Annotated in this window: 19 protein-coding genes, 2 tRNA genes and 1 pseudogene; 13 read left to right on the plus strand and 9 right to left on the minus strand. The window is 62.8% G+C overall.

Translation table 11 applies throughout. The annotated features are described in order from the left end of the window. Window positions 1-12 precede the first annotated feature (12 nt). The 8 genes and pseudogenes from fdxH to NKJ13_RS05735 all read left to right on the plus strand — a co-directional run bounded on the left by fdxH (window position 13) and on the right by NKJ13_RS05735 (window position 7,410). Window positions 13-963 carry a formate dehydrogenase subunit beta gene (gene fdxH / locus NKJ13_RS05700; RefSeq protein ID WP_352777297.1) on the plus strand — a complete coding sequence of 317 codons (951 nt, stop codon included), beginning with the start codon at window positions 13-15 and terminating at the stop codon, window positions 961-963. Beyond that, complete coding sequence (locus NKJ13_RS05705; protein WP_352507612.1) at window positions 950-1,648, plus strand: formate dehydrogenase subunit gamma; 699 nt, start codon at window positions 950-952, stop codon at window positions 1,646-1,648. The genes fdxH and NKJ13_RS05705 overlap by 14 nt, the downstream gene beginning before the upstream one ends. Window positions 1,649-1,760: 112 nt before the next feature. After that, complete coding sequence (gene fdhE, locus NKJ13_RS05710; RefSeq protein WP_352777299.1) at window positions 1,761-2,681, plus strand: formate dehydrogenase accessory protein FdhE; 921 nt, start codon at window positions 1,761-1,763, stop codon at window positions 2,679-2,681. A gap of 7 nt (window positions 2,682-2,688) precedes the next feature. Then, the gene (gene selA / locus NKJ13_RS05715; protein ID WP_352777301.1) at window positions 2,689-4,110 is read left to right on the plus strand and encodes an L-seryl-tRNA(Sec) selenium transferase; all 1,422 of its coding nucleotides are present in this window, start codon (window positions 2,689-2,691) and stop codon (window positions 4,108-4,110) included. Beyond that, window positions 4,097-4,888: a tetratricopeptide repeat protein gene (locus NKJ13_RS05720; RefSeq protein ID WP_352777303.1), complete on the plus strand. Its 792-nt coding sequence runs from the start codon at window positions 4,097-4,099 to the stop codon at window positions 4,886-4,888. The genes selA and NKJ13_RS05720 overlap by 14 nt, the downstream gene beginning before the upstream one ends. Then, window positions 4,885-6,720, plus strand: a pseudogene (selB, locus tag NKJ13_RS05725) (selenocysteine-specific translation elongation factor); the annotation flags it as partial. The gene NKJ13_RS05720 and the pseudogene selB, both read left to right, overlap by 4 nt. 123 nt (window positions 6,721-6,843) lie before the next feature. After that, window positions 6,844-6,939 (plus strand) — tRNA-Sec (locus NKJ13_RS05730). 183 nt (window positions 6,940-7,122) lie between these two features. Continuing rightward, complete coding sequence (locus tag NKJ13_RS05735; protein ID WP_352777306.1) at window positions 7,123-7,410, plus strand: hypothetical protein; 288 nt, start codon at window positions 7,123-7,125, stop codon at window positions 7,408-7,410. A gap of 607 nt (window positions 7,411-8,017) precedes the next feature. Here the strand turns inward: NKJ13_RS05735 and NKJ13_RS05740 are convergent. From NKJ13_RS05740 to NKJ13_RS05750, 3 genes are read right to left on the minus strand one after another with little or no spacing between them, the layout of a single operon-like run. Further along, window positions 8,018-8,890: a carbohydrate ABC transporter permease gene (locus NKJ13_RS05740; protein ID WP_352777308.1), complete on the minus strand. Its 873-nt coding sequence runs from the start codon at window positions 8,888-8,890 to the stop codon at window positions 8,018-8,020. Continuing rightward, the gene (locus tag NKJ13_RS05745; protein WP_352777310.1) at window positions 8,887-9,777 is read right to left on the minus strand and encodes a carbohydrate ABC transporter permease; all 891 of its coding nucleotides are present in this window, start codon (window positions 9,775-9,777) and stop codon (window positions 8,887-8,889) included. Before NKJ13_RS05745 ends, NKJ13_RS05740 begins: the two co-directional genes overlap by 4 nt. A 43-nt stretch (window positions 9,778-9,820) precedes the next feature. Next, window positions 9,821-11,113, minus strand: coding sequence for an ABC transporter substrate-binding protein (locus NKJ13_RS05750; RefSeq protein ID WP_352777312.1), 1,293 nt, complete (start codon window positions 11,111-11,113; stop codon window positions 9,821-9,823). Between the two features lie 445 nt (window positions 11,114-11,558). Here NKJ13_RS05750 and NKJ13_RS05755 point away from each other — a divergent pair, with 445 nt between their 5' ends. The 3 genes from NKJ13_RS05755 to NKJ13_RS05765 are packed head-to-tail and all read left to right on the plus strand — an operon-like array spanning window position 11,559 to window position 14,029. Further along, window positions 11,559-12,434 (plus strand): ROK family protein, encoded by an 876-nt coding sequence (locus NKJ13_RS05755; protein WP_352777314.1) that lies wholly within the window; start codon window positions 11,559-11,561, stop codon window positions 12,432-12,434. Beyond that, entirely contained in the window at window positions 12,431-13,201 is a 771-nt protein-coding gene (locus NKJ13_RS05760; RefSeq protein ID WP_254820103.1) for a GntR family transcriptional regulator, read from the plus strand. The genes NKJ13_RS05755 and NKJ13_RS05760 overlap by 4 nt, the downstream gene beginning before the upstream one ends. Before the next feature lie 36 nt (window positions 13,202-13,237). Continuing rightward, window positions 13,238-14,029 (plus strand): sugar isomerase domain-containing protein, encoded by a 792-nt coding sequence (locus NKJ13_RS05765; protein ID WP_023678721.1) that lies wholly within the window; start codon window positions 13,238-13,240, stop codon window positions 14,027-14,029. Between the two features lie 88 nt (window positions 14,030-14,117). Here the strand turns inward: NKJ13_RS05765 and NKJ13_RS05770 are convergent, their stop codons facing one another. From NKJ13_RS05770 to NKJ13_RS05795, 6 genes are all read right to left on the minus strand, one after another. Further along, entirely contained in the window at window positions 14,118-16,142 is a 2,025-nt protein-coding gene (locus NKJ13_RS05770) for a CHASE2 domain-containing protein (protein WP_352777317.1), read from the minus strand. Between the two features lie 15 nt (window positions 16,143-16,157). After that, a complete protein-coding gene (locus tag NKJ13_RS05775) occupies window positions 16,158-16,970 on the minus strand; it encodes a FecR family protein (RefSeq protein WP_352750934.1) in 813 nt (270 codons plus the stop codon). Between the two features lie 11 nt (window positions 16,971-16,981). Beyond that, a complete protein-coding gene (locus NKJ13_RS05780) occupies window positions 16,982-18,256 on the minus strand; it encodes a tetratricopeptide repeat protein (protein ID WP_352777319.1) in 1,275 nt (424 codons plus the stop codon). A gap of 472 nt (window positions 18,257-18,728) precedes the next feature. Next, complete coding sequence (locus tag NKJ13_RS05785) at window positions 18,729-19,916, minus strand: magnesium transporter (RefSeq protein ID WP_352646122.1); 1,188 nt, start codon at window positions 19,914-19,916, stop codon at window positions 18,729-18,731. Window positions 19,917-20,784: 868 nt separating this feature from the next. Continuing rightward, a tRNA-Gln gene (locus NKJ13_RS05790) sits at window positions 20,785-20,859 on the minus strand. Window positions 20,860-20,981: 122 nt separating this feature from the next. Next, window positions 20,982-21,326 (minus strand): VOC family protein, encoded by a 345-nt coding sequence (locus NKJ13_RS05795; protein ID WP_352750862.1) that lies wholly within the window; start codon window positions 21,324-21,326, stop codon window positions 20,982-20,984. Between the two features lie 187 nt (window positions 21,327-21,513). On the opposite strand from NKJ13_RS05795, the gene ppdK reads away from it, so the two are divergent. Together ppdK and NKJ13_RS05805 are read left to right on the plus strand one after the other, a co-directional pair. Then, on the plus strand, window positions 21,514-24,192 hold the full coding sequence (gene ppdK, locus NKJ13_RS05800; protein ID WP_352753037.1) for a pyruvate, phosphate dikinase: 2,679 nt from the start codon (window positions 21,514-21,516) through the stop codon (window positions 24,190-24,192). 135 nt (window positions 24,193-24,327) lie between these two features. Continuing rightward, entirely contained in the window at window positions 24,328-25,431 is a 1,104-nt protein-coding gene (locus NKJ13_RS05805) for a glycosyltransferase family 9 protein (RefSeq protein ID WP_352777321.1), read from the plus strand. Window positions 25,432-25,469: the final 38 nt, after the last annotated feature.

Raw genomic sequence — 25,469 nt, forward strand, 5'->3', positions numbered from 1 at the left:
GAGGCGTAAGCGATGTTTCCTCCACTTCCAAATCCTTCGACGACGAATACCGCACCGCGTTTTTCCGACAAGGACCTCATCCGCCGCTCTGCCTCGAGGGTTCCCGCACCCGAGCAGCACTTGACGGAGGTCGCCAAGCTCATCGATGTTTCGAAATGCATCGGCTGCAAGGCGTGTCAGACGGCCTGCATCGAGTGGAACGACACGCATCCGGAGATCGGCTTCAATGCCGGCGTCTATGAGAATCCTGCCGATCTCACGCCGGACATGTTCACGCTGATGCGCTACAGCGAATGGGACAATCCCGAGACGAACGAACTCGAATGGCTGATCCGCAAGGATGGCTGTATGCACTGCGCTGACCCGGGCTGCCTCAAGGCTTGTCCGGCGCCGGGCGCCATAGTGCAGTATTCGAACGGCATCGTCGATTTCGTCCATGAGAACTGCATCGGCTGCGGCTATTGCATCAAGGGTTGCCCGTTCAACATTCCGCGCATCTCCAAAGTCGATCACACGGCCTACAAATGCACGCTCTGCTCCGACCGCGTGGCTGTCGGCCAGGGACCAGCCTGCGCCAAGGCCTGCCCGACCCAGGCGATCGTGTTCGGCACGAAAGACGAGATGAAACAGCACGCCGACGGCCGCATCAAGGACCTGAAATCGCGCGGCTACTCGAATGCCGGCCTCTACGATCCGCCCGGCGTCGGAGGGACGCATGTGATGTATGTGCTGCACCATGCCGACCAGCCGGAACTCTATTCTGGTCTGCCGAGGGAGCCGAAGATCAGCCCGCTCGTGGAGGCGTGGAAGGGCGTGACCAAATATGCCGGCCTCACCATTCTCGGCGTGGCGGCCGGCGTCGGCCTGCTTCACCATCTGGTCATGGGACCGAACAGGGTCTCCGAGACGGATGAGGAGCATGCCGAAGAGCTGACGGAAGGCGACTACGATGGCCGCGTATGACGTGAAGCCGAACGAGCAGGTACATCCCGGCAAGCCAGTGATCGTGGACCGCTACACGGTTGGCGCGCGGATCAACCATTGGATCACGGCGGCCAGCCTGATCCTGCTCGCCTTGTCGGGCCTTGCCATGTTTCACCCGAGCCTGTTCTTCCTGTCGGGGCTGTTTGGCGGCGGCCAGTTCACGCGCTTCATTCACCCGTGGATCGGCGTCTTGCTCTTCTTCAGCTTCCTTGGGCTTTTCCTTCGGTTCTGGAAGGCCAATTTGTGGAGGCCCGAGGACGGAACGTGGCTCGCACGTTTCCGTGACGTATTATCCAATCACGAGGACAACGTCCCCGAAGTCGGCAAGTACAATGCCGGCCAGAAGCTCGTCTTCTGGTCAATGTCGATCCTCATCATCATCCTGATTTCGAGCGGCATTGTCATCTGGCAACAATATTTCGCCGCTTACACCACGATCAGTCAGCAGCGGGTGGCGCTGCTTGTTCATTCGATCGCTGCCGTGGCGATCATCGGCGTGTGGATTATCCATTTCTATTCGGCCATCTGGGTACGCGGCACCATTCCCGCCATGACGCGCGGACGGGTGACCGGCGGCTGGGCTTGGCGGCATCATCGCAAATGGCTGCGTGAACTGATCGCACGCAAACCGGACGGACGTTCGGGATCGAATCCCGCCGAATGAGCGGGCATTTATTTTTGCGCAATTCCGGACGGAAAGCCGTTATACTTTTCGTGGAATTGCTCTGGAGCAGTATCAAGCCGACCACGTGGCCCGTGAGGTTCGTGAGGTTGAAATGCCAAAGCAACAAGATCCGTCACGCCCTGACCCGACTGTAATCGGCGAGGTCTCGGCCCCACCCTTTGCGCGCCTGCCTGATCCGCGGACCTTGTTCATTCGCCGCTCCGAGCGATTGAATGTGTTGGCGGATGACCACCAGCTCGGCCCCTATCTCCGCTTCCTCGCTGCACTGACGGATGCGCAGCACCGCATCCAGGACGGCTTGCCGGATGTCGAATTGCCGACCGCGGAGGCGCGCGAGCGTGCACGAACCTTCGGTATGCCGCCGCTCGATCGCAACCAATTCACTTCGGATGCCGCCGTTGGAATGACGCTCGGCCGCCTGTTCGAAGTGGCAGCCACGATCGAAAAACCCGAGGCGGCCGCAGCCGCCTTGGACAGGCTGGCGGATATCGATGCGTTCGGGGTCGAATCCATGGTGCGCAATGTGCTCACCGATGCGATCCCAATGAACGCGCTTGCCGAGCATGTCTATGTCGCGGCCGCGCTGCAGGTTCACTTCGCCCGCCTCGCGGCATGTCTCGACAGCTCGAAGCTGGTTCCGGTTGCCGACGGCGCCTGTCCGGCCTGCGGTGGGCCGCCCGTATCCTCGATCATCGTCGGTTGGCACGGCGCACACGGGGCGCGGTTCTGCGCCTGCGCGCTGTGTGGAACATTGTGGAACCACGTCCGCATCAAATGTACGCTGTGCGGCTCGACCAAGGGGATAGGCTATCAGGAAATCGAGGGAGGCTCTGGCACGGTCAAAGCCGAGACCTGCGATGCATGCGGCTGCTATGTAAAGATCCTATCCCAGCACAAGGATCCGGCTCTCGATCCGGTCGCCGACGACGTGGCGACGCTCGGCCTCGACCTGCTCGTCCGCGAGGGTGGCCATCGCCGCGGATCGTTCAATCCGTTCCTGGTTGGCTACTGACGATACGATGACCGCTTCATCCGCAAACCCTTTACGCAATCTTCCGTCGGTCGACCAGGTGCTGAGGACCCCGCTGGCGGTGGCCGCAATCGAGCGCTTCGGGCGGCAGGCCGCGACGGAGGCCATTCGCCGAGCCGTCGCCGATGCGCGAATGGCCTCCCGCAATGCTGGAGCGATCGTGCCGGAGGCAAACGATCTTGCCGGCGACGCACTCTTGCAGCTCAAGGATGGCGAACGACCTTCCCTGCGCCCCGTTTTCAACCTGACCGGAACGGTGCTGCATACCAATCTCGGACGTGCCCTCCTTGCGAAGGAGGCGGTCGATGCTGTTCGGCTGGCAATGAGCGAAGCGGTGGCTCTCGAATTCGATGTCGAGAACGGCGGGCGCGGCGAACGGGACGATCATCTTCGATCGCTCGTTTGCGAGCTGACCGGAGCCGAGGATGCAACCGTCGTCAACAACAACGCGGCCGCCGTTCTTCTCGTCCTCAACACGCTGGCGCTCGGTCGCGAAGCGATCGTTTCGCGGGGCGAGTTGATCGAGATCGGCGGCTCTTTCCGGATGCCCGAGATCATGACGCGCGCCGGCGCCAGGCTTGTCGAGGTCGGCACCACCAACCGCACGCATCGCAAAGACTATGTCGCGGCGATCGGCCCGGAGACCGGGCTCATCCTCAAGGTGCACACATCGAACTACCGGGTCGAAGGATTCACGGCCGAGATCCGGGCACCCGAGCTCGCTTCAATCGCCAAGGTGCATGGAATACCGCTGGTCCATGATCTCGGTTCGGGCACGCTGGTCGATCTAGCCCGCTACGGCCTTCGGCGCGAGCCGACCGTGCGCGAGGCGGTCGCCGACGGCGCCGATCTCGTCACATTCTCCGGCGACAAGCTGCTCGGCGGTCCGCAGGCGGGTTTCATCGTCGGCTGCAGGGACCTGCTCGCAGCGATCCGCCGCAACCCGATGAAGCGGGCGCTCAGGGTCGACAAGCTTCGTTTGGCCGCGCTCGAAGCGACGTTGAAGCTCTACCGCGACCCAGACCGCTTGGCCGAGCGCCTGCCGACGCTAAGGCTGCTCTCGCGCTCGGTGAGGGAGATTGCAGCGCAGGCAAAGCGCCTTGCTCCCCTGGTTGCTGACGCCGTGGGCGAAGCCTTTGCGGTCGACACGGTGGAGTGCCGGAGCCAAGTCGGATCCGGCGCGCTGCCGCTCGAAACTGTGCCAAGCGCCGGGCTTGCACTCAAGCCGCGCTCAGGGAGCGGCCGGGCGCTCGAAGCGCTTGCGGCTGCGCTGCGTGGGCTGGGCGTCCCCGTGATCGGGCGCATCGAAAACCAGGCGCTCGTGCTCGATTTGCGCTGTCTGGAAGACGAGGCGAACTTCATCGCCAATCTTGCCGGCTTAAATCCGGGAGGAACCGATGCGCTGGCTTGATCGCCTTGCGCGCCGCCCAGCCGAGACGCCTGTGGCCGCACGCATGACCGAGGCCCTCGAAGCCGCGCGGCGAGGCGACCATGCCGTGGCTCTCTCCATATGGGAGCCGCTCGCTCACCGGGGCGTTGCCCGCGCTCAGAACAATATCGGCGCCTGCTTCGCCGAAGGGCTCGGCGTCAAGCGTGATGCGGAAATGGCCTTTCGCTGGCTGGCGCTCGCCGCCGAGGCAGGGGATCCTGTCGGGCAAAGAAATTTGGCGTCGCTTTATTTCCGCGGCGAAGGCGTCGAGCAGGACTTTCGCCGGGCGGCCGAGCTCTATCGGGCCGCAGCGGAAACTGGCGACGGACCGGCGCAGGATATGCTGAGCTGGATGCTGCTGGAGGGCGAAGTGATGCTTCCCGATGTCGGCGAGGCGCGACGCTGGGCGCTTGCCGCGGCCGATCAAGGCATCGCATCCGCGATGACCCGGATCGGCATGCTTTATCACAATGCGCTCGGCGTGCCGCGCGATCCCCACGAGGCTGTCCGCTGGTGGCGCCGTGCTGCCATGCGAGGAGACGCGGAAGGGCAGGCAATGCTCGGTGCCGCCTGCCATCTTGGCACGGGCGTGCCGGCTGACGCGGTCGAGGCGCTGGTTTGGCTCCTGCGTGCCCAGGCAGGCGGCAGCGCCCTTGCCGGCCGCTATCTGGCTGCGGTGCGGGCCGAATTGAGCGCGGGCGATGCCGCCGAGGCCGAGCGTCGCGCCGCCGCGCCGTGGCCGGAGGCCGCATCATCATGATCGTTGGCACGGCGGGACATGTCGACCATGGCAAAACTGCGCTGGTGTATGCGCTGACCGGTATCGACACCGATCGTTTGCAGGAGGAAAAGACACGCGGCATGACGATCGATCTCGGCTTCGCCTATTTGCCGGTGCCGGGTGGGGATAGCATCGGTTTCGTCGATGTTCCCGGGCACGAGCGTTTCGTACACACGATGCTCGCCGGCGCCAGCGGCATCGACTTCGTGTTGCTGGTGGTGGCCGCCGATGACGGCGTCATGCCGCAAACTCGGGAGCATCTCGCCATCATCGATCTGCTCGGTGTCAAGCGCGGCGCCGTCCTGCTCACGAAATGCGATCTGGCCGGTCCCGAGCGCCGCACTGCGGTGGCGAACGATATCCGCTCGGTGCTTGCCGGGACGATGCTTGCCGAGGCCCACCTGATTCCCGTCTCGGTCCTTACGGGCGAAGGTATCGATGAACTCAGGTATCTCTTGTTCGAGGAGGCGTCGCATCTTGCCCGGCGTACAGATTCGGGCCGTTTTCGATTACCGGTGGACCGCTCGTTCACGCTGCGCGGCGTGGGCACCGTCGTGACGGGCACCGTGCTTTCGGGTTCTCTCGGTATTGGGGACAACGTGGTCGTAAGCCCCTCGGGATTGCTTGCGCGAGTTCGATCGATCCACGCCCAGAACCGGCCGGCCGAACGTAGTCGGGTGGGAGACCGGTGTGCGCTCAATCTGACCGGCGAAAGGGTTTTCAAGGAGGCGATCCGGCGCGGCGACGTGATTGTCGATCCGGAGCTTCACGCGCCGTCGGGCCGGATCGACGCAAGCCTTCGCGTTCTGCCGGGGGAACGCAAGCCGATCGGCCAATGGTTTCCGGTGCGGCTCCACCATGCCGCGACGGAGGTCGGGGCACGCATCGTACTCCTCGGAGACGAACCGATCGGGCCTGGCGGCACGGCCAATGTTCAATTGGTGCTGGACAGTCCGATCGCGGCCGCTGCCGGCGACGTTTACGTGGTGCGGGACACCTCCGCGCAGCGAACCATCGGCGGCGGACATTTTCTCGATCTGCGGGCGCCCAGCCGCAAACGCCGCGCGCCGGAACGGCTGATCCAACTCGATGCCCATGCGCTATTGGCGCCCGAACTGGCCGCCGCCGCACTCCTTGATGCGCCGCCCCACTATTTCGACCTGAAGGCTTTTGCGCGCGACAGGGCGCTTAGTGACTGCGAGACGGAAGGCCTGATCGATCAACTCGGGCTTGTCCGTTTTACCGTTGGAGAAATGCTTCTCGTGCTGTCGCCGGAGCGCTGGTTGCGATTTAAGCGCGACTTGGCCGCGACCCTGGGGACCTTCCATGCCGACAATCCGGATTTGCCCGGCGTAGGAATGGAGAGACTGCGTATTGGGCTTGATCCACGTCTGCCGGCCTCCTCTTTCATAGCAGTTCTGCGGAGCCTTTCGCACGCTGGAGAAGTTGCCTTGGACGGCGCCTGGGTGCGACTACCCGGTCATGAGGCGCACTTGACGGCAAAGGATGAAAATCTCTGGCTACAGATCCAGCCTCTCATTGGCGGACCCGAACGATTCCATCCGCCGAGGGTGTGGGATATTGCCGAGGTGCTGGGCTCGCCGGACACCGAAATCCGCCGGCTTCTGAAGCTTGCCGGCCGCATGGGGAAGGTCCACGAGGTCGCTCATGACGACTTCTTCCAGCGCGAGGCATTGGCGCAAATCGTCGAGATCGCGCGCGACCTCGCTGCGTCGATGCCCACAGGGCAGTTCACCGCTGCTCAATTTCGCGATCGCGTGGGCAGCGGACGCAAGGTCGCCATCCATATCCTCGAATTTCTCGATCGGCACGGCGTGACGCTGCGGCAGGGAGACTTGCGCCGTCTGAACAGGCGCAGGCTGGACCTGTTCCGCCTGACAGGCGAGGGTGAGCCGCCGATGGCGCAAATTTCTGGAGGAGCATCGTCCCCGGTGGGGCGTCCGGACTTCAAATCCGGGAGGGGCCGCGAGTCGGTCTCTGGTGGGTTCGACTCCCACTCTCTTCCGCCATCCTAGTGAGCCAAGATGAACCCGACGGCTTCCTTTCTGAATGACCTGAAAACGACGGCTGAGACCGCCAGGACAACCGAGGCAAGCTTCAGGCGACAAGCGGCCAATCAGATCGCGGTTCTGGAACAGGAGCGCGCTTTCGCCTTCAGGCGGCTCAACCTCATGCAGGATATCTCCGACGCCGTGGCCTCGGCCGAAAGTGAGGAGATCGCTGTGGCCAGCGCTTTGGCCGTCTTGCGCTTGCGGCTCGGCTGGAATGCGGACAGCGAGGCGCGCACGGAAGCGATCACGCATTTTGGCCCGGTTGCGCTTGCGTTGTTCCAGGCCGCGAAGTTGCCCGACGTCGAACCCGCCACCAATATCGGCGAGGCCCTTGCGATTTTTGAGCATTGGTACTCCGAATCCCAGGGATCGCCGTTCTGGGCGCTGTTCGAGCACCAGATCGTTGACACGCCGCTGGTCGACTTTTGACCGACGGACTTTTCGGCATACCCGGATGTGGAAGCAGAGAGCGCAACGTCGCTTTACCGACAAGATACGGTAACTGGCGCCTCGGCCACCGCCGTAAGCAACTGCTTTGGGCGCGGATGCCGGAAGGCGTTCACTCCCATGACAGACGCGGCGTAGTGCGGTCGCGTGGCCAAACGGCCATGCCGGTGGCGAAGGACATCGGCCGCTTCCAGCTATATCAGCATGAGAGCGGCGTACTGCATGGTCAGATCGAAGCCTCTACCCGAAGCCAGGGCGAGCGATACCGCCGCCGCCGGACCGCCCAGCGGCAAGCGCGTCTATGATACGGCCCCAGACACCAGCCCGACGCCACCTAACGAAGTGGTTGTAGCAAGTGGCAATATCCCGCTCCTTGGGTGATGAGCACAGTTACATATATAGAAGCATAACCAATATCCTCACAGAACCCCTTGAGGGGGCTGCGCTGGATAAAGGTAGGCAGCGGGGGAATTCGCGTCGGATTCGCCGATAAACAGATAGCTTCAGAACGCGGCTATCAGCGTAGCTCCGTTATGCTCACCAGCGCGTCCCAATGACAGCCGGGCGGATGCCGGCAGTGCCGCCGACGCTATCCCTTGATCGCCGAACCGACGATCGAATCCACGAAGAAGCGCTGCAGGAAAACGAACAGCACCAATGGAGGCAGCACAGCAAGTGTGGCGCCGGCCATCACCAGTCCAGTATTGAGGGCGCCTCTGTTGTAGCTGAGCAGGCGGCTGAGGCTGATGACGATCGGATAGTCGTGTGCATTACCCTGTAGAACCGTCAGCGGCCAGAGATAGCTGTTCCAATGATACACGAAGGCAAACAGCGCCAATGCTGCGATCGCGGGCGCCACGCTCGGCGCGACGATCTTGAACAGGATCACAAGTTCCGACGCCCCATCCATCCGTGCCGCGTCGATCAAATCGTCTGGCACGCCGGCGATGAACTGGCGCATCAGAAAGATGCCGAAGGCATTGGCGAGGTTGGGCACGATGATGCCGGCAAGGCTGGCATTCAGGCCGATCGATCCGACGAGCCGGTACAACGGGATCAGCGTGACGATCGGCGGCAGAAACATGGTGGCGATCAGCACGGAAAACAGCAGCGAGCGACCGGGAAAGTGGTGCTTGGCGAAGGCGTAGCCAGCCATCATGCTGGTGACCAGAATGCCTGCGGTGGTGATCGAGGCGATCACCAGCGAATTGCACATCGAGCGGCCGACATTGATGACGCCGGAGACTTTCTCATAGGCTTCGAGGCTCGGCGTGCGCGGTATCCACACCGGCGGCACCTGCATGGTTTCGGCCGGCGTCTTCAGGCTGGAGAGTACCATCCACAAGAGCGGGAAGGCGGAGGCCACGGCAACCAGCAGCATCAGCGTGGCGAGCAGCGCTCTGCGGCCCGCCAGGCGTTTGCGCGCCAACCGGCTCGATCCTGTGCGGCCCCGCGCGCTCATTCGGCGTCCTTCCGGTTGGCAAATGCAAACAGCGCGCACACAACGACGATCAGCGCCAGCATCAGCATCACTGCCATGGCCGAGCCCAATCCGCCTTGCGCGCGCTCGATGCCGACACGGCGGATGTGATAGGTCAGCACGTTGGTCGAGCCGACCGGCCCGCCTTGGGTGATCAGCGCGACCGGCTCGAATACCTGCACGGCGTTGATGATGGCGATGACGGCGCTGAACAGAAGCGTGCGCCGCAGTAGTGGCAAGGTGATGAAGCGGAACTGTTCGCGCCGGTTGGCGCCGTCCAGAGTCGCCGCCTCATAAAGACTGCCCGGGATCTGGGTCAGCCCGGCAACCGCCAGCACCGTGAAATAGCCGATCTGCTGCCAGACATTGAGCACGACGATCGAGATCAACGCCGATCTTGGCGTGGACAGCCACGGTTGCGGGCCGATACCGGCCAGGCCGAGTATCTGGTTGAGGGGCCCTTCGCTCGGCGAATAAAGCTTCGACCAGACCAGCGTCACGGCGATCATCGGCACCATGTAGGTGGAAAACAACACGGTCCGCAGCGCCGCGCCGCCTGCGACATCGCTCTGGTGGACCAACAAGCCGAACACTACCGAAAGGGGCAGGATGAGCATCATCGACAATGCCGTGTAGATCGCGGTGTTGAGCAGTGCTCGCTTGAAATCCCGCCCGACCGAGGTCGGTCCGAATATTTCGCGAAAATTGTCGAAGCCGATGAAGCTCGCACTGGAAAAAGGTGTTTGCGTCGACCAGTCCTGGAATGACAGCCAGATGGTGAGCAGCATCGGCAGCAGGATGAAAACGCCGATCAATGTCACGGCGGGCGCCAGCATGATGCCCGCCGAGGCACGATAGGTCTTGATCATCGCTCTGCTTCCAAAGCGTCGGGCTCACGAAACGGCGCCTTCGCTATTTGGCGGCACGCTCCAGGATCGAGACGGCATCGGCCTGCGCGTTCGCCTGCGCATCCTTGGCCGAGAGCTGCCCATACTGCAACGCCTCGAGCGTCTGCTGGAGCGATTCGCTGAACTCCTGCCCTCCCGGGACGACAGGGAAGGGCTTGGCGTCGGCAAGCACGCTGACATAGCCGGACAGGAACTCGGAACCGAGCTTGTCCTTGTGGGCTTCGATGTCGGAGGTCCGCGTCGGCAGGATGCCCATCGACATCAGAATATCCGACATTGCCGAGGCGCCGTTCTTGCCGGACTTCGGACTGTTCAGCCATGCCAGGAAATCCCATGCCGCTTTTTGCTCGGCCTGACCGGCATTGGCGTTGACGACGGTCATCCACGAATAAGAGATCGAGTGCGGTTTGTCGCCGCTCGGGCCGACCGGGATGGGTGCGGTGGCGATATTGGAGAACTTGTCGCCCATGCCGCTCTTCAATGCGCTTTCCCACCAGTTGGCCATGATGATCATGCCGGTCTTGCCGGAGACGAAATTGTCGAGGAAGGGACCGGTGGTGTTGGCGTCGGCCGTGGCCATCGCCGGATCGCTGGCGCCCGACTTGATCAGATCCTCATAGAGCTGGAAAGTCTCACCGGATTGAGGACTGTCGAGCATCGGTTTGCCGTCCTTGACCAGCTCCCCGCCATTGGAGGCCAGCAGCGAGGCGAAGGGATGGACGACGCCCGCGGCCCAGGAATTGATCATGCCGAAACCTTGCTGGCCGGCGTCTTTCCGGGTCAGCTTCCGGGCGGCATCCTTCAATTCGGACCAGGTCTTCGGTGCGGCCGTAATGCCGGCCTGCTTGAACAGCTCCTTGTTGTAGTTCAACGCATAGACGTCGATCTCGTTTGGAATGCCGTAGAGCGTGCCGCCGACCGATGCCGCACTGACGACACCGGCCGGCCATGCGCTCTTGACCTCGCCGGCAACCGCATCGGGGGCCGGCGCGACCAGCTTGTCTCGCGCCAGTTCGGGCAGCCACAAATCATAGATGCCGCCGATCGTCGGCCCATCGGAACTGCCGCCCTGGGAACGCAGTGTCGTCAGGAGGTCGCCGAAGGGGACGGCGCGGATGGTGACGGTCACATCCGGATTGCTCTTGGCGTAGTCCTTGGCCGCGGCGTCCAGCAAAGCGACCGTTTCGGGCGACCAGTGGGTCAGATAGGAGATGCTGACCGATTGCGCCCATCCAGCGGTGGGCGAGGCTAGTAGCCCTGCAGCCAATGCCAGTTTCGAAATCCAAGCCAAAGACATCCGGGATCCTCCGCGTAGGCGCACAGCGATATGAACGACGTTATGACAACTTGAAGCAACGATGCAAGGGCTATCTTCGCGGAGAGTTCCTGGCCGGCGCCGTGGGAGATTTCTTATCTGGCCTGTGAGGGAGAGATATGTCATTGAAAACAGATAATTAGCTGCGATAGCTAGGGTTGTTTATCACTGCCGGAAATGCCCAAACGTGCCGCAAGAGCTCTTGCGAACAAAGTCATGTCGTTATAATGACACTTACCCCGCCGCAAAGGAAGCCGATGTCGAATGAGAGACGGATCATGGTTCATCGACGCGCTGCGCCCAGCCTGATCGGCGGCTTCGCCGTCGCGTGCACCGGGGTCTGTATCGCACTGCCGACCAGAGCCGACGACACCGTGAGGAACTGGCGCGCCGAGGACCGGGCGGCTGCCAATCGGAGCCGCTCTCGATGACACGCGTTCTGGCCATCGATCTTGGCGGCACCAATTTGCGCGCCGCAATCCATACCGGCGATGTTCGCTGGCTGGAGATGCTCAGCCGCGAGCCTGCGCCGGCAAGCCTTGATGCCTTCGTCGCCCGTATCGGCGCGTTGCGCGCCGAGGCCGGTCCGGTCGACGCCCTTGGCCTGGCGGTGCCGGGGCTTGTCGAAGGCTCGGTCTGTCACTGGGTTCCGAACCTGTCCTATCTCGACGGTGTCGACATCGCGGCGTTGTTTCCTCGTCTGCGCTTGTCCGTTGGCAATGACGCACAGATGGCCATGCTGGCCGAAGCGGTCGAAGGTGCTGCAAAGGGCCTGTCCGATGCCATCCTGCTGGCAATCGGCACCGGCATCGGCTCCGCCGTTCTGGCCAATAATCGCATCGTCGCCGGCGCACGTGGCGGCGCCTGCTCATTCGGCTGGGCCTGCGCCGACATCGAGGATGAAGGCGAGGACCGCAGCGGCTGGCTGGAGCGCTTCGCTTCCGGGCGGGCGTTCGACGCCGCGGCGCGCCAGATCGGGCTGGCCAATGGCGGCAGGCTGGTCGAGGCCGCCCGGGCCGGCAAGACGGCCGCCCTTGACGCATTGGAGTTGCCGGCGCGCCGGCTGGGCACCGCCCTTGCGAGTGCGGTCGCGCTGCTCGATCCCCAGGCAGTCCTGATTTCCGGCGGCCTTGCCGATGCGCTGGACGTGGTAGGGCCGCCGCTGCTTGCGGCATTGCGGCGTCAGCTGCCGCCGCATCTGCGCGGCGTCGTTCTGCGGTCCGGCGAATTCGGTTCCCGCGCCGGTCTCGTCGGCGCCTCGCTGGCCGGTCTCGCCGGAGCACAGTGGAGGCAGATAAGATGAGCGAGCCGAGCTTTCAGCAACCGGACCGCAAAAGGCCCGAGCCGCTCTGGTATCAGGTGGAAGAGGCCATCCGCGCCATCGTCAAGAGTGGCGAGTGGGCGACCGGCGACCAGATTCCGGCCGAAGACAGACTGTGCGCCCTGTTCGGGGTGAGCCGCATCACGCTGCGCCACGCGCTGCGCAATCTGGAGGAGCACGGGCTGCTCAGGCGCGAACATGGCCGTGGCACCTTCGTGCGCTCCACCACGCTGGTCGCCGGCACCCGCGAACTGACCAGCTTCACGCAGGAAATGGGCAATATGGGCGTGGTCGCGGGCTCGCGCTTGCTCGACTGCAGCCTGACCACCGCCAATGCCGCCGCGGCCGGAGCGCTGGAGATCGAGGAAGGCGACCCGGTGGTGCGCGTCCGCCGGCTCAGGCTCGGCAACAACGAGCCGATCGGTATCCAGACGGCGCAGCTCTCGGCCGCGCGCGTGCCCGGCTTTCTCGATGCCGGCCTGCTGCAGGGCTCGCTCTACGAAGCGCTGGAGCGCCATTACGGCATCGTGCCGGTCGCGGCACGCGAAAACTACCGTGTCGGTGCGGTCGGGGCGGCGGATGCCGAGTTGCTCGATCTGCCCGCGGGGAGTCCCGCTTTCGTGGTCGAGCGCATCACCACCGACGAGCGCGGCCCGTTCGAATTCACCGTCTCGGTCATGCGTGGCGACCGCTACGAAATCCGCTCGACGCTGCGTGCCGGTCGCGCCGCGCCAACCGCAAGAAGCTGAGCCATACCCAAGCCGACCCATAACAGGAGTACCGACGTGTCCGATCTTTACATACCTCGCCTTGCCGCCCTCATCGAACAGGCCTCGAAAGCCAATGCCGAAGCTTTTGGTGAGGCGGCCAGCCGCTTTGCCGACACACTCGAGAGCGGTGGCTTGGTTCATCTCTACGGCTCTGGCCACTCGGTGTTGCCGGTTCAGGAAGTGTTTCCGCGCTACGGCAGCTATGTCGGCTTCAATCCGCTGACCGACCCGCGTGTCATGTGGCATAATGTGCTCGGCGCCGGCGGCGTGCGCGAACTTCTGTGGCTGGAGCGGACCGAGAAATACGCCGAGAAATTCCTAGATCACCAGCCGCTCAACAAAGGCGATTCGATCATCATCTTCGGCCACAGCGGCCGCAATTCGTCCGGCATCGACACCGCGCTTTACGCGAAAAAACGCGGCATCTTTGTCGTTGCGGTGACCAGCAAGAACAATCTCGACAAGCCGGCGACGCACTCTTCCGGCAAGCGGCTTGCCGATGCCGCCGACCTTGTCATCGACACCTGCTCGCCGATCGAGGATGCCATCGTGCCGGTCGAGGGCTGGAGCCGGCCGGTCTCCGGTTCGTCGACCGTGCTTGCCATGATCCTGGCGCATGAGTTGATCGCCCGCACCGCCGAGGCGCTTTCGAAGCGCGGCATCGAGCTGCCGGTTTTTGCCTCGCCGACGATTGCCGGCGTCACACTGCACGACACCGACGTCATCTATGGCGTCTATCGCGAGAAAATGCTCGAGGCGCAGAAGAAGCACCTGCCCACCTTCCAGGCGACCATGCGCGGCGAATAACCGGGGAGGGCACGCAAATTTGCGAGGCCTTCCGAAGGGCGTAGTCAGGTCACGAGGCGGCGACACCCCCGCGCACCGCTGGAGCCGATCAGTTTCGGAGTGCAGGATCAGGAGGAGCTGTTTTTGGGGACAGCGGTGAACCGTCGACCAGGTCTGGGCCGCCAGATTGCCCGCCATTCTGAATCGCTTGTTCGCGGCTCGTATCATGGTGCAGCTCCGGAACGGTGAAAACCGGCACCTCACCCTTGAAACCCTGGAGCTCAAAGGCGCCCGCCTGGACGACTGGCATCGATGCTCCCTTCGCAAAGCCGGGACCAAGCACCAGGGGGATGCGCAGCTTCTTGGTCGTCGATTCGAGCCGTGCCGTGCGGTTCACCGGCGAGCCGATCGCGGTGTAGTCGAAGCGCCGCTCGGAGCCGAAATTGCCTACCGAGCAGATGCCGGTCTCGATGGCGACGCCGATTGCGATAGAGGGGTGGCCGTCGGCGGTGAAAGCAGCGTCTTCGCGCTTTACCCGTTCTATCAGGGCTAGCCCCGCGTCGAGCGCGCGCTCGCGATGATCCGGCTGATCAAGCGGCGCGTTCCAGAAGGCCAGCACGGCATCGCCCATAAATTTGTCGATGGTGCCGTCGCGCTTGAGGATCTCATCGGTCGCAATGCCGAGGAAGTGGTTGACCACCTTTGCGATTTCCTGGGTATCGAGTTGTTCGCTCATCGTCGTGAAGCCGCGTATGTCGCTGAGCAGGATTGTGATCTCGCGCTTCTCGCCGGACAGGATGGCTTCGGTGTCCGAGCTTGCGAGGCGCTGCACCACGGAAGGCGACAGATACTGGGAGAACTGCCGTGCCAGGGTGGACCGGCGCTGCTCGCTGCGCCTGTAGAGGACATAGCCTTCGAAGCTGGCTACCAGGATCGTCGCAAGCGCCGGCTGCAGCGGGTCATAGAGTGTACCCTGCATATTATATTCGAGAGCACCGAACACGAACGGCGTGACGGCCAGCAGCGCGAGAGCCAGGGCACCAAGCACGACACGTTCGGCGAGCATTCCGGAAAGCCCGATGAACATGATGGCAGTGAGGACAAACCAGAGCCGCTCCACCGTGCGCGCGTGCATTGGCTCCGCCAGGTAGCGCCCGGCAAGCAACTGGCCGATTGCATCGGCGTGGATGTCCGCGCCTGGTCGCGCTGGACGTGTCGGGGTGGGCAGGTACTGCGTCAGTCCCACGGCCGACAGATCCACAATGACAATGGCATCCCGCAGCCGCTGATCGCTGTCGCCCGAAAGGATAGTGCTGGCAGATATGCGTGGCGTATCGGTGCTGGTTTCCCAAAGGCGGATGGTCCCCTCTGGCTCGAGCGGCACGATGGCGCCGGCCATCCTGAGCGCGTCGAACCCGGCGGCATTCAGGCGGGCTATGTAGCCGTCCTGTCCGGCATAAAGGCGCAGGAGTTCGAGTGCGAAGGACGGCCACAGCTGCACGCCTTGAGCGGTGTTGCGAAGCCAAAGCAGCGGCACATGGCGCAGTACGCCGTCTGGATCTGGCAGGGTGCGAATGACGCCGAGGCCCGCGGCCGCGTTCGAGAATTGGGCAAGCGAGCCGGTCAGGCCGGTGAAGCCGGGAAGTGTGTCGGGTACCTGCCCGACGATCGACCAGCCGGCTTTGGGCTCTGCTTCTGAAACTGTCGCCTCGTTGCCCAGGCTGACGGCAAGCGCCGTTCGGTTTTTGGCCAGCGCCGCTGCCAGGCGCTTGTCTCCGGCGATGCCCTCAGGCGAGGTGTCGGCCTCGGGCAGCACCAGCGCAAGCCCGATCACCGCGGCGCCGGATGCGGTGATGCCATCGACCAGATCGGCCAGGAGGCCACGGTTCCAGGGCCATCGCCCATGTGCCTTGAGGCTGGCGTCGTCTATCGAGACGATCACGACAGGATTGCTCGTCGCTTGGCGCGGGGCGAGAAACTGGTAGAAGTCGTATGTGCGTTCGCGGAGGCGCGACAGCGGCCCGTCGAAAGCCAAATGGCAAGCGAGCAGCAGGAGCACGACCGCAAGACCGGATATTTTGCGCCTGCCAGCTTGCCGCCAATCAGCCCAGCGCCAACCGACCAAGAGGCTCATGTCGTGCGGCCAGGCCTAATTGCAGTAGTAGCAGCAACCTTCACCCTCACACTCGCCATCATCCTTCACCCCGCCGCCCACAGGTGGCGTTAGGCTGTCGGGGAACTCCATGACCACTCCCGGTAATGCGCCGTCGGTGGACTCGCAGACTTTGAGCGAGCCGCCGAGTGCCGACGCACAAATCGCGCTTACATCCAGTCCAGGACCCGGTGCGCCTGGCAGGCCGGTGCCGGCTATCCGGTCGATGCTGTCCAATATCGGGAATGTGTCGATGCCGCCGTAGCCGGTCAGCAGCTTGCCATCGTCCGATGTGCAGGCGTAGCCCGGGTTTGTGATGACCAGCCGTTTGCCATTGATCGTGCAGGTCATGCGGCCGGCGCGCAGTATGCCGACGGTCTGGCCGGCTGCCACCAGCACTTCGATGATGCCGCCTCTGGCGCCGAGCACCATATGCGGCGTCGCAACCTGCATGACGCCGCCTTTCGAAACCTGGCCGCCATAAAAACGGGCCAGGCCGCTGTTCATCCCGATGTCGATTTTTCCAGATACGGAGCCCGGATTGTAGACGAATTCATCGATCGTCAGGCTGGTGTTCGGACCAATCTTGGCGCTCGATTCGTCCCGGAACACCAGCATTCCAAGACCGGTGGGATCGCTGCGCAACTGATCGCCGAGTTCCACGCCGGCACCGACGTTCATTGTCCCGCCGTTGTTGCGGACGATGTTGGTCTGGTAGGCCGTCATCGACCCGATCGTTTCAGCGGCGGATGGTGCCGCGAAGGCAAGGCAGGCGACAAAAATGGCGATCTGACGGTACGGGGTCCTCATCGCGGCCTCTTTCAATTGAGCGTCAACGTGTAGCTCATGAGCATTTCGAACGATTTCCGGTCGCGGTTGGCGATGTCGAAGTTGGTTTCGCGATAGGCGAGATCGACGCTGATCTTCTGCGACTCCGTCAGCTGAAAATCGCTTTCCGAGGCAATGCGCCAGAAGTCGCTCTTGATATTTGTGCCGATGCCAACGGACAGATCGGGAGTGTTGCTGTGGCCGGCCGAGAACGCGACCTGGTGCGACCATGCGAAAAGATCCGGTACGGTCATCAACAGGCCGCCATAGCGGATCTCGCCCGTGTAGCTGTGGCCGATTTCGCCAGATCCGGAGGCGAAGTCATTTGACCCGACAAAGCGCAGTCCGAGCGCCTGGCCATTGCGGAAGCGGTAGCTGCCGCCTGCCTCATAGAAAACCCTGCTATCGGCGAAAATGCCTTGCGAGGCGCTTAGATCGATGTAGCCGCCGCCTGCAAAAAGCGTCGTCTCGACCGTCGGGCGCACAAGAAAGCGTCCACTGAGGCCGATGCCGGTTTCTTGGATATCGCTGTCGAAACGATCTGTAAAAGTAAACGCCGAAAGCAGCAGGCGCAGCGAATCGATCCCACTATTGGGCAGCCCCTTGTCCCAGGTGATAGCGGCGTTGCCGTGGACGAAAGTCTCCTTGCTACCCGGAACCGACAGGTCTTCCGTGAAAAAGCGCTGTGTCGCAGTCAACGACCCCGAAAGGACCAGGGCGTCGGCGCTTGGCGTGCCGAGGTCCCATCGCACAAAGCCTTCCGCCCGCCCATAGGGCGAGACGAAGCTGTCCTCGTCCTGCGCCCCACCCGGCTCAAAATCGGTGAATGCGCTGAACACGCCGCCGGTCAGGGCGAGTTCCCAGGTGACGCCACGCAACGCGCGCTCGATGCGGGCAAGCAGGCGAGCAGCTTCCTGCTGCTCAGCCGCGGACAGCCCCCCAACCTCGATGCCGTACTGCACCTGCCGTCGGGCCAATTCATAGGAGCCGACATGATAGTACAACCGGCTGGCCGCCAGCCGGGCGCGCGCATCGCGGGGATATTTGATCAGATACTGCTCGATTGAGGAGATCGCCTGATCGTATTGTCCTGCATTGACGGCAACCGTGACGAACTGGGCGAGCGTTCCGTTGTCGGCCGGACTGGCGATGCGGGCTGAAAACGCATCGTCATAGGCCGAAAAAAGACCCTGCGCGCCAGCCGGCAATGCGCTGCTACAAAGCAGCGCCGCGGCGCAGCCGACGATTGTTCGAAACGAAGATTGCATGCCGAGAACCACCCCAAACCCGACCAGTGCGAAGGACTTAGCACGACCACAAGAAAAAAGGCGACTGAACTTTGGCGAAATCGTCCGAGTTTTCAACAGCTGTTGCAGCCGCGCAACAAACTATCGGGTCCATTCGTATTTCGGCTGCGCTGGTTGTCAAAACATCTTCTCAGCGTTTCTGTAACAATGGAAGTATTCGTCACCAGCGGCAACTAATTCAATCATCACCAATCGTGGATCGCACACCCGACAAGATTAATATTCTCTGCGCGTATCTGGTCACCGCCCGACACATATAGCTCATCCAAAGGTCTTCCTTGGGCGTTGCGCAAGCGGTCGGAAGCTGCAGGGCCGATGCTTGTCGCAACGGCCTGTGCGATTGCGGGCTGGTCTTCGCAATTTCGTCCGCCGCCGACGTAGTCAGCTTATAGGAACCCATCGCCCAGGGAATGCGTCACCGGACGCGCCCTTGCTACAGCACGAGCATAGTGGCCAGCCCCAGCATCAGGCCCATGCCTACGATATCGGTCACGGTGGTGAGAAAGATCGCCGAAGCGACCGCCGGATCGGCGCCGACCCGGCGCAGGCCCAGCGGGATCAGCACGCCGGAGATTCCGGACATGAGGCACGATCCGGACATGGCGAGCAGGATCACGAGTGCCAGCATGGGCGCCTGGGCCGCCGACTCCGGTTGCCGCGAGGCGTAGAACCACATCGCCGCAGCCGCCACAAGACCGACGAGCACACCGTTGGCGATCCCGAGCGCGCCCTCCCTCATCACCAGGTGCAGCTTCGATCGTTTGTCCACATCGCCAAGGGCAAGGCCACGCAGCGTCATAGCCAGTGCCTGGCAGCCGGTGTTTCCGCTCTGCCCGGCCAAGACCGGGAGGAATGCCGCCAGGGCGACGATCTTCTCGATCGTGCCTGTGAACGAGCTGACCACGAAAGCGGCCATGAAGGCCGTCAGTAGGTTGAGCTGCAGCCACGGATGCCGCTTCAAGAAGGCTGAAAACAGGGGCGTAAAAGAACGCTCCTCCTTCTGGACACCCACCATCTGGCCCGACTGGGCAGAAATCTCGATGATTTGCTGCTCGAACAGCCGCCAGCCGCGGACCTGCCCGAGCAGCCGGTTCTCCGCGTCCACCACCGGATAGACAGGGTAGTGACGGCGTACCGCCGCCTTGCATGCGTCGCTCAAAGAGAGATCGGCGGGGAGGGCGAACGGCTTCGGCAGCATGATCTGATCCACCGTGGCGTCCGCTTCGCTCAGCATCAGATCGCGCAGGACCACGAGGCCAACCAGTTTATCGCCCTGGTCGGTGATGTAGAGATAAGTGAGCTCGGTCGGCACCGGGGTGCGTCTGACGGCCTGCACTGCGGCGGCTACTGTCGTGCCGACGGGAACGCTGGCGGGAATCGGGTCCGTCAGTTCGATGAGCGACTCGGGGACCGCGACGTCCTTGCCATCGCCATGAGGCTTGACGGGCCGCATATGCGGCGGCAAATGCTCCGCCACCTTGCGGGCGTGCCGGTCTGGCAACAACTTTAGTGTGTCCCGGATGAACTCGGGAGACTCTCGGGCCAGCAATACCGCCGCGTCATCAGGTGCTCGAGCACGCAGCGTGCGTACCAGCTTCTCAACGTCGTTCTCTTCCTTCATCTGTTCCCCCAATTGCGAGTGTCTTGCCTCTGACGGTATGACACGGATCGGATCGCTCTGTCCTGGCGCAGTGGCCCATGCGCCTCGATCCGGAAATTTCGCCTCTTTGGGTACCGAGTGGACCGAACCGAGACAGATCTGAGCCATTGCGGGGTGCATACAGGCGGGCTGTAACGTCAGAGTGTCGCCGAGAATTTGACGTGTTGCGAACTTCACCGGTCTTCCGGGCTTTGCGATCACGCCGCAGCAATAAGACTTAAACCCGGAAATTCTGCAGAGGCAGGATCTCGGGCGTTCGAACCTGATTGCCTCATCCGGCGCATCTTGCCAGGTTCACCAGCTATTGACGCCAGCAGACATCTACCGGTAACTATCTGGGTCCTTGGCCTTCGCGGCCTGGCAAGCAACCTTACTCAAAGCAGCCTTACGGTAAGCGCCTTCAAACACGCGGATAGCCCTCTCGAATTTAGCCGGATTAGGCACCAAGTGTTTATCTAGCCCGTCGTACAAAAGTATGGAGACGGCCATCATGGCTTTTCCACTTTCGCTTCGTCTCAGCGCCGGGCACGCCATAGATGTTACCTGAAATTGCTGCAGCCCGATGCAATTTGCTATCTGACATACGTGCCAAGTAATTGATGTTTTGCTGCTCTCCCTGCCCGGCTGAAGCAGTCGATATTGTGAAGCAGATTGCTGCGATGACCGTTACCAAAATGCGGGTCAAACGTTTCCCCTCTTCTTGCAGTCAACTCGCCCTACTAATCACCCCTTATCATAGCTTAGCCTGAGCCTCAAAAGCTCGCCAACCGACGCCAGCGGGCGCAAACGCCATTTTGCTCGATGTCTGCGGATCGGACCCGCGTACGCTTGGCTGGGGCGCCAGGATTCGAACCTGGGAATGTCGGTACCAAAAACCGATGCCTTACCACTTGGCGACGCCCCAACAGCCGGAGCGTGCCCGCTGTGCGCGCGGCCTTATAGGACGAGCCGCGAGAAAGCTCAATGCCGACATATCGACTATGCGCGACCGACCCGCCAGTTTTGCAATCGTCACTTTGAACGGACCTATTCACCCCAAACCGCCATTTCATTGCCGGCCGGATCGACGAAATGGAACCGCCTGCCGCCGGGGAATGAAAAGATCGGCTTGAGGACGGTGCCGCCGGCATTCTCGACGGCGCTTAGTGTTTCCTCCAGCCTTTCGGAATAGAGCACGGGCAGCGGCTTGGCCGGCGCATCTTGGCCATCCGCCTGAAAACCGCCGTCCAGCCCTTCGGCAAAAGCTGAATAGGTCGGCCCGTAATCGGTGAACGACCATGAGAAGGCTGCGCTGTAGAAAGCCTTCACGCTGTCCAGCGTTCCGCCTGTCGCCGGCATTTCCAGATAATCGAGCTTTCCGGCCATTCTCATCGTTCTGCCCTTTTGTTCTTGTTATGTTCTACAACAAAGCTTTCCAAAAAGCAAGTCTTTTCTGTGCCGCTTTTCCTTAATCGATTGTAGAGGCCGGCCGGCTTGGCCGATGCCTTGCCTTTCGCACTGCAGCATCATATCGCTCGATTTGCCGATCTTTCCAATCTCCTGCAACCGGGGAGCAAGCATGACCAAGTGGGTCTACACCTTTGGCGATGGCGCGGCGGAGGGCCGTGCCGGCGACCGCAATCTGCTCGGCGGCAAAGGCGCCAATCTGGCCGAAATGTGCAGCCTAGGCCTGCCGGTGCCGCCAGGGTTCACCATCACCACCGACGTTTGCAACGCCTATTATGCCAACGGCCACACCTATCCGACTTCGCTGGAGGCGGACGTTGCGGTCGCGCTCGACCATATCGGTCGGCTGACCGGACGCCGTTTCGGCGATCCCTCGAAACTGCTTTTGGTGTCGGTTCGCTCAGGGGCGCGCGCCTCGATGCCAGGCATGATGGACACCGTGCTCAATCTCGGCCTCAACGATGAGACGGTGGAAGCCCTGGCCGCGGATTCAAGCGATGCGCGGTTCGCCTATGACAGTTACCGCCGTTTCATCCAGATGTATTCCGATGTCGTCATGGGTCTCGACCATGAGGTGTTCGAGGAAATCCTCGAGGACCAGAAAGGCGGCCTCGGCCATGAGCTCGACACCGAACTGACGGCGATCGAATGGCAAGGCGTGATCGCGCTCTACAAGGCCAAGGTCGAGGAGGAGCTTGGCAAGCCCTTTCCGCAGAATCCGCACGAGCAGCTCTGGGGCGCCATCGGCGCGGTGTTTTCCAGCTGGATGAATAACCGCGCGATCACCTACCGGCGCCTGCACGATATCCCCGAAAGCTGGGGCACGGCGGTCAACGTCCAGGCCATGGTCTTTGGAAATATGGGCGACACTTCGGCCACCGGCGTCGCCTTCACCCGCAATCCGTCGACCGGCGAAAAGCAGCTCTATGGCGAGTTCCTGGTCAATGCCCAGGGCGAGGATGTCGTTGCCGGCATCCGTACGCCACAGAATATCACCGAGGCCGCGCGCATTGCCGCCGGTTCCGACAAGCCGTCGCTGCAGAAGCTGATGCCGGACGCCTTCCAGGCTTTCGTCAGCATCTCCGACCGCCTGGAAAACCATTACCGCGACATGCAGGATCTGGAATTCACCATCGAACGCGGCAAACTGTGGATGCTGCAAACCAGGTCCGGCAAGCGCACCGCCAAGGCGGCGCTGAAGATTGCCGTCGACATGGCCAGGGACGGACTGATTTCAAAGGAGGAGGCCGTCGCCCGCATCGACCCGGCCTCGCTCGACCAGTTGCTGCATCCGACAATCGATCCGAAGGCGGCGCGCGATGTGATCGGCGTCGGCCTGCCGGCCTCCCCGGGCGCTGCGACCGGCGAGATCGTGTTTTCCTCGAACGACGCCGAAGAGGCCAAGACGCAAGGCCGCAAGGCGATCCTGGTCCGCATCGAGACCAGCCCCGAAGACATCCACGGCATGCATGCGGCCGAAGGCATCCTGACGACGCGCGGCGGCATGACCAGCCACGCCGCCGTGGTGGCGCGCGGCATGGGCAAGCCTTGCGTATCAGGAGCCGGCTCGCTGCGCGTCGACTACAAAGCCGGCACGCTGATGGCGATGGGAGCGACCTTCCGCAAGGGCGACGTGATCACCATCGACGGCGGCAACGGCCAGGTGCTGAAGGGCGCCGTGCCGATGCTGCAGCCGGAACTCTCGGGCGATTTCGCCGCCATCATGGAATGGGCCGACGGCGCGCGCCGCATGAAGGTGCGCACCAACGCCGAGACGCCGCTCGATGCGCGTATGGCCCGCTCCTTCGGCGCCGAAGGCATCGGGCTTTGCCGCACCGAGCACATGTTCTTCGACGGCGACCGCATCGTTGCCATGCGCGAGATGATCCTGGCCGATACGGAAAAGGACCGCCGAACGGCGCTGGCCAAGCTGTTGCCGATGCAGCGCTCGGATTTCCTCGAGCTGTTCGAGATCATGGCCGGCCTGCCGGTGACGATCCGCCTGCTCGATCCGCCGCTGCACGAATTCCTGCCGAAGACCGAGGCGGAGGTGGCCGAGGTCGCCGCAGCCATGAACGTATCCCCGGACAAGCTCCGGCGGCGCACCGAAGCGCTGCACGAGTTCAATCCGATGCTCGGCCATCGCGGCTGCCGGCTTGCCGTCTCCTATCCCGAAATCGCAGAGATGCAGGCGCGCGCCATTTTCGAGGCAGCCGTCGAGGCCGGCAGGAAGGCCGGCGCGCTGGTGGTCCCGGAGATCATGGTGCCGCTGGTCGGCCTGGCGAAGGAGCTCGAATTCGTCAAGGCGCGCATCGATGCCGTCGCCAAGAGCGTGATGGAGGAAACCGGCGTCAAGATCACCTATCTGACCGGCACTATGATCGAACTGCCGCGCGCTGCGATCCGTGCCCACGTCATCGCTGAGGCGGCCGAATTCTTCTCCTTTGGCACCAACGATCTGACCCAGACCACCTTCGGCATCTCGCGCGACGACGCGGCCTCGTTCCTCGAGACCTACCGGCAAAAAGGTATCATCGAGCAGGATCCGTTCGTGTCGCTCGATATCGAGGGCGTCGGCGAACTGGTGCGTATGGCGGCCAAAAAAGGCAGGGCAACGCGGCCGGAGATCAAGCTCGGCATTTGCGGCGAACATGGCGGCGATCCAGCGTCGATCCATTTCTGCGAGGAGGTCGGCCTCGACTATGTCTCGTGCTCGCCCTATCGGGTCCCGATTGCCAGGCTGGCCGCCGCGCAGGCGGCAGTACAGGCGGCAAAGAACGGCCGCGGATAGAAGTTGGAGTCCACCGGCGTCTGACCTTACCGATTTGTAACCAAATTCACGCGAACGTGCGCGTGACGGCTCCAAATCCCGACATCGTTTCTGCCCAGTTTCCGGCTCCCGAACCCGTCCCGGTGCCAGAAACAGATGTTGCAGAACCCGCCCGCGCACGTCCGCTCGATTCTTATCCTCCAGACGAAATTCATCGGCGATCTTGTCCTCGCCTCCGCGCTCGCCAGAAACCTGCGCCTCGAATATCCAAAGGCCAGGATCGTGTTCCTTTGCGAGGCGAGCTTTGCCAGTTTCCTGACGGCTCATGGCATCGCCTCGGACGTGGTGGCGTTCCGGCGCGCCCGGATGCGTGGCACCCCACTGGAGCGTGGCCGCGAGCTTTACGCGATGGTGCGCGCTCTGCGCCGGTTCCGGTTTGACCTGACCATCGACCTAGCCGATTCCAAAACCTCACGCATCACCGTCAGGCTCGTCAACGCCAAGACCCGCGTCGGATATGATCCTCCCGAAAAACCGTTGCGCTGGATGGAACGCCAGCCCGCCAACGTCCTGGCCAAGCCGTTTGGCTTTGGTGGCCGGCATTATCTCTACCGCTATCTATCGCCGCTTGAGGCGCTTGGCGTAGAGTTGCGCGCGCCGGTCCCAAAGATTGAGCCGCTGCCGCTGGAGACCGCCAAGGCATTGGCGCTTCTCGACCGGCATCATCTGCGGCGCAACGCCTTCATAGCCGTTCATGCGGGAGCGAGCTTCCGGGGCCGGCAATGGCAACCGGAACGTTTTGCGCTGGCGATCGACGAGCTCTCGCGACAGACCGGGTTGGACTTCCTGCTTGTCGGCGGCCCCGGTGAACAGGCATCTGCCGAGCGCATCGTCGCCAAGGCCGTTTCGCCGGTCGTCAATTTGGTCGGGGCGCTGTCGCTGGCAACGCTGCTGGCGGTCCTCGGCCAGGCACGCCTGTTTCTGGGGAACGAGAGTGGCCCGATGCACATGGCGGCCGCCGCCGGAACGCCGGTTGTCGGCCTCTTCGGCCTGACCGACCCCGCCGTCTGGGGTCCTGTCGGCGTGGCCAGTGTTACGCCGCGGCCCTCCATGCCTTGCGAGTGCATAGCCAGGGACCTGTGCCGCCGTCCCGATCCGAGCAAGGCTTGCTGCGTCTGGCGACTAGAGGTTAAAGCGGTTGTCGACGCGGTGCGCGCGATCCTTTCACGTACGGTTAAGGACGTCGAGCACGCATTGTGACCTCGTGCTTGCCAAAGGTCAGGCCGGTGGTCAAATTG

It is taken from the genome of Mesorhizobium sp. M0174 (genome assembly GCF_040322275.1).
Lineage (GTDB): Bacteria > Pseudomonadota > Alphaproteobacteria > Rhizobiales > Rhizobiaceae > Mesorhizobium.

Excerpts from the sequence above, each read along its gene's own strand:
- fdxH (WP_352777297.1), top strand. The coding sequence starts at position 13 with ATGTTTCCTCCACTTCCAAATCCTTCGACGACGAATACCGCACCGCGT.
- NKJ13_RS05705 (WP_352507612.1), top strand. The coding sequence starts at position 950 with ATGGCCGCGTATGACGTGAAGCCGAACGAGCAGGTACATCCCGGCAAG.
- fdhE (WP_352777299.1), top strand. The coding sequence starts at position 1,761 with ATGCCAAAGCAACAAGATCCGTCACGCCCTGACCCGACTGTAATCGGC.
- selA (WP_352777301.1), top strand. The coding sequence starts at position 2,689 with ATGACCGCTTCATCCGCAAACCCTTTACGCAATCTTCCGTCGGTCGAC.
- NKJ13_RS05720 (WP_352777303.1), top strand. The coding sequence starts at position 4,097 with ATGCGCTGGCTTGATCGCCTTGCGCGCCGCCCAGCCGAGACGCCTGTG.
- NKJ13_RS05740 (WP_352777308.1), bottom strand. The coding sequence starts at position 8,890 with ATGAGCGCGCGGGGCCGCACAGGATCGAGCCGGTTGGCGCGCAAACGC.
- NKJ13_RS05745 (WP_352777310.1), bottom strand. The coding sequence starts at position 9,777 with ATGATCAAGACCTATCGTGCCTCGGCGGGCATCATGCTGGCGCCCGCC.
- NKJ13_RS05750 (WP_352777312.1), bottom strand. The coding sequence starts at position 11,113 with ATGTCTTTGGCTTGGATTTCGAAACTGGCATTGGCTGCAGGGCTACTA.
- NKJ13_RS05755 (WP_352777314.1), top strand. The coding sequence starts at position 11,559 with ATGACACGCGTTCTGGCCATCGATCTTGGCGGCACCAATTTGCGCGCC.
- NKJ13_RS05760 (WP_254820103.1), top strand. The coding sequence starts at position 12,431 with ATGAGCGAGCCGAGCTTTCAGCAACCGGACCGCAAAAGGCCCGAGCCG.
- NKJ13_RS05770 (WP_352777317.1), bottom strand. The coding sequence starts at position 16,142 with ATGAGCCTCTTGGTCGGTTGGCGCTGGGCTGATTGGCGGCAAGCTGGC.
- NKJ13_RS05775 (WP_352750934.1), bottom strand. The coding sequence starts at position 16,970 with ATGAGGACCCCGTACCGTCAGATCGCCATTTTTGTCGCCTGCCTTGCC.
- NKJ13_RS05780 (WP_352777319.1), bottom strand. The coding sequence starts at position 18,256 with ATGCAATCTTCGTTTCGAACAATCGTCGGCTGCGCCGCGGCGCTGCTT.
- NKJ13_RS05785 (WP_352646122.1), bottom strand. The coding sequence starts at position 19,916 with ATGAAGGAAGAGAACGACGTTGAGAAGCTGGTACGCACGCTGCGTGCT.
- NKJ13_RS05795 (WP_352750862.1), bottom strand. The coding sequence starts at position 21,326 with ATGAGAATGGCCGGAAAGCTCGATTATCTGGAAATGCCGGCGACAGGC.
- ppdK (WP_352753037.1), top strand. The coding sequence starts at position 21,514 with ATGACCAAGTGGGTCTACACCTTTGGCGATGGCGCGGCGGAGGGCCGT.
- NKJ13_RS05805 (WP_352777321.1), top strand. The coding sequence starts at position 24,328 with ATGTTGCAGAACCCGCCCGCGCACGTCCGCTCGATTCTTATCCTCCAG.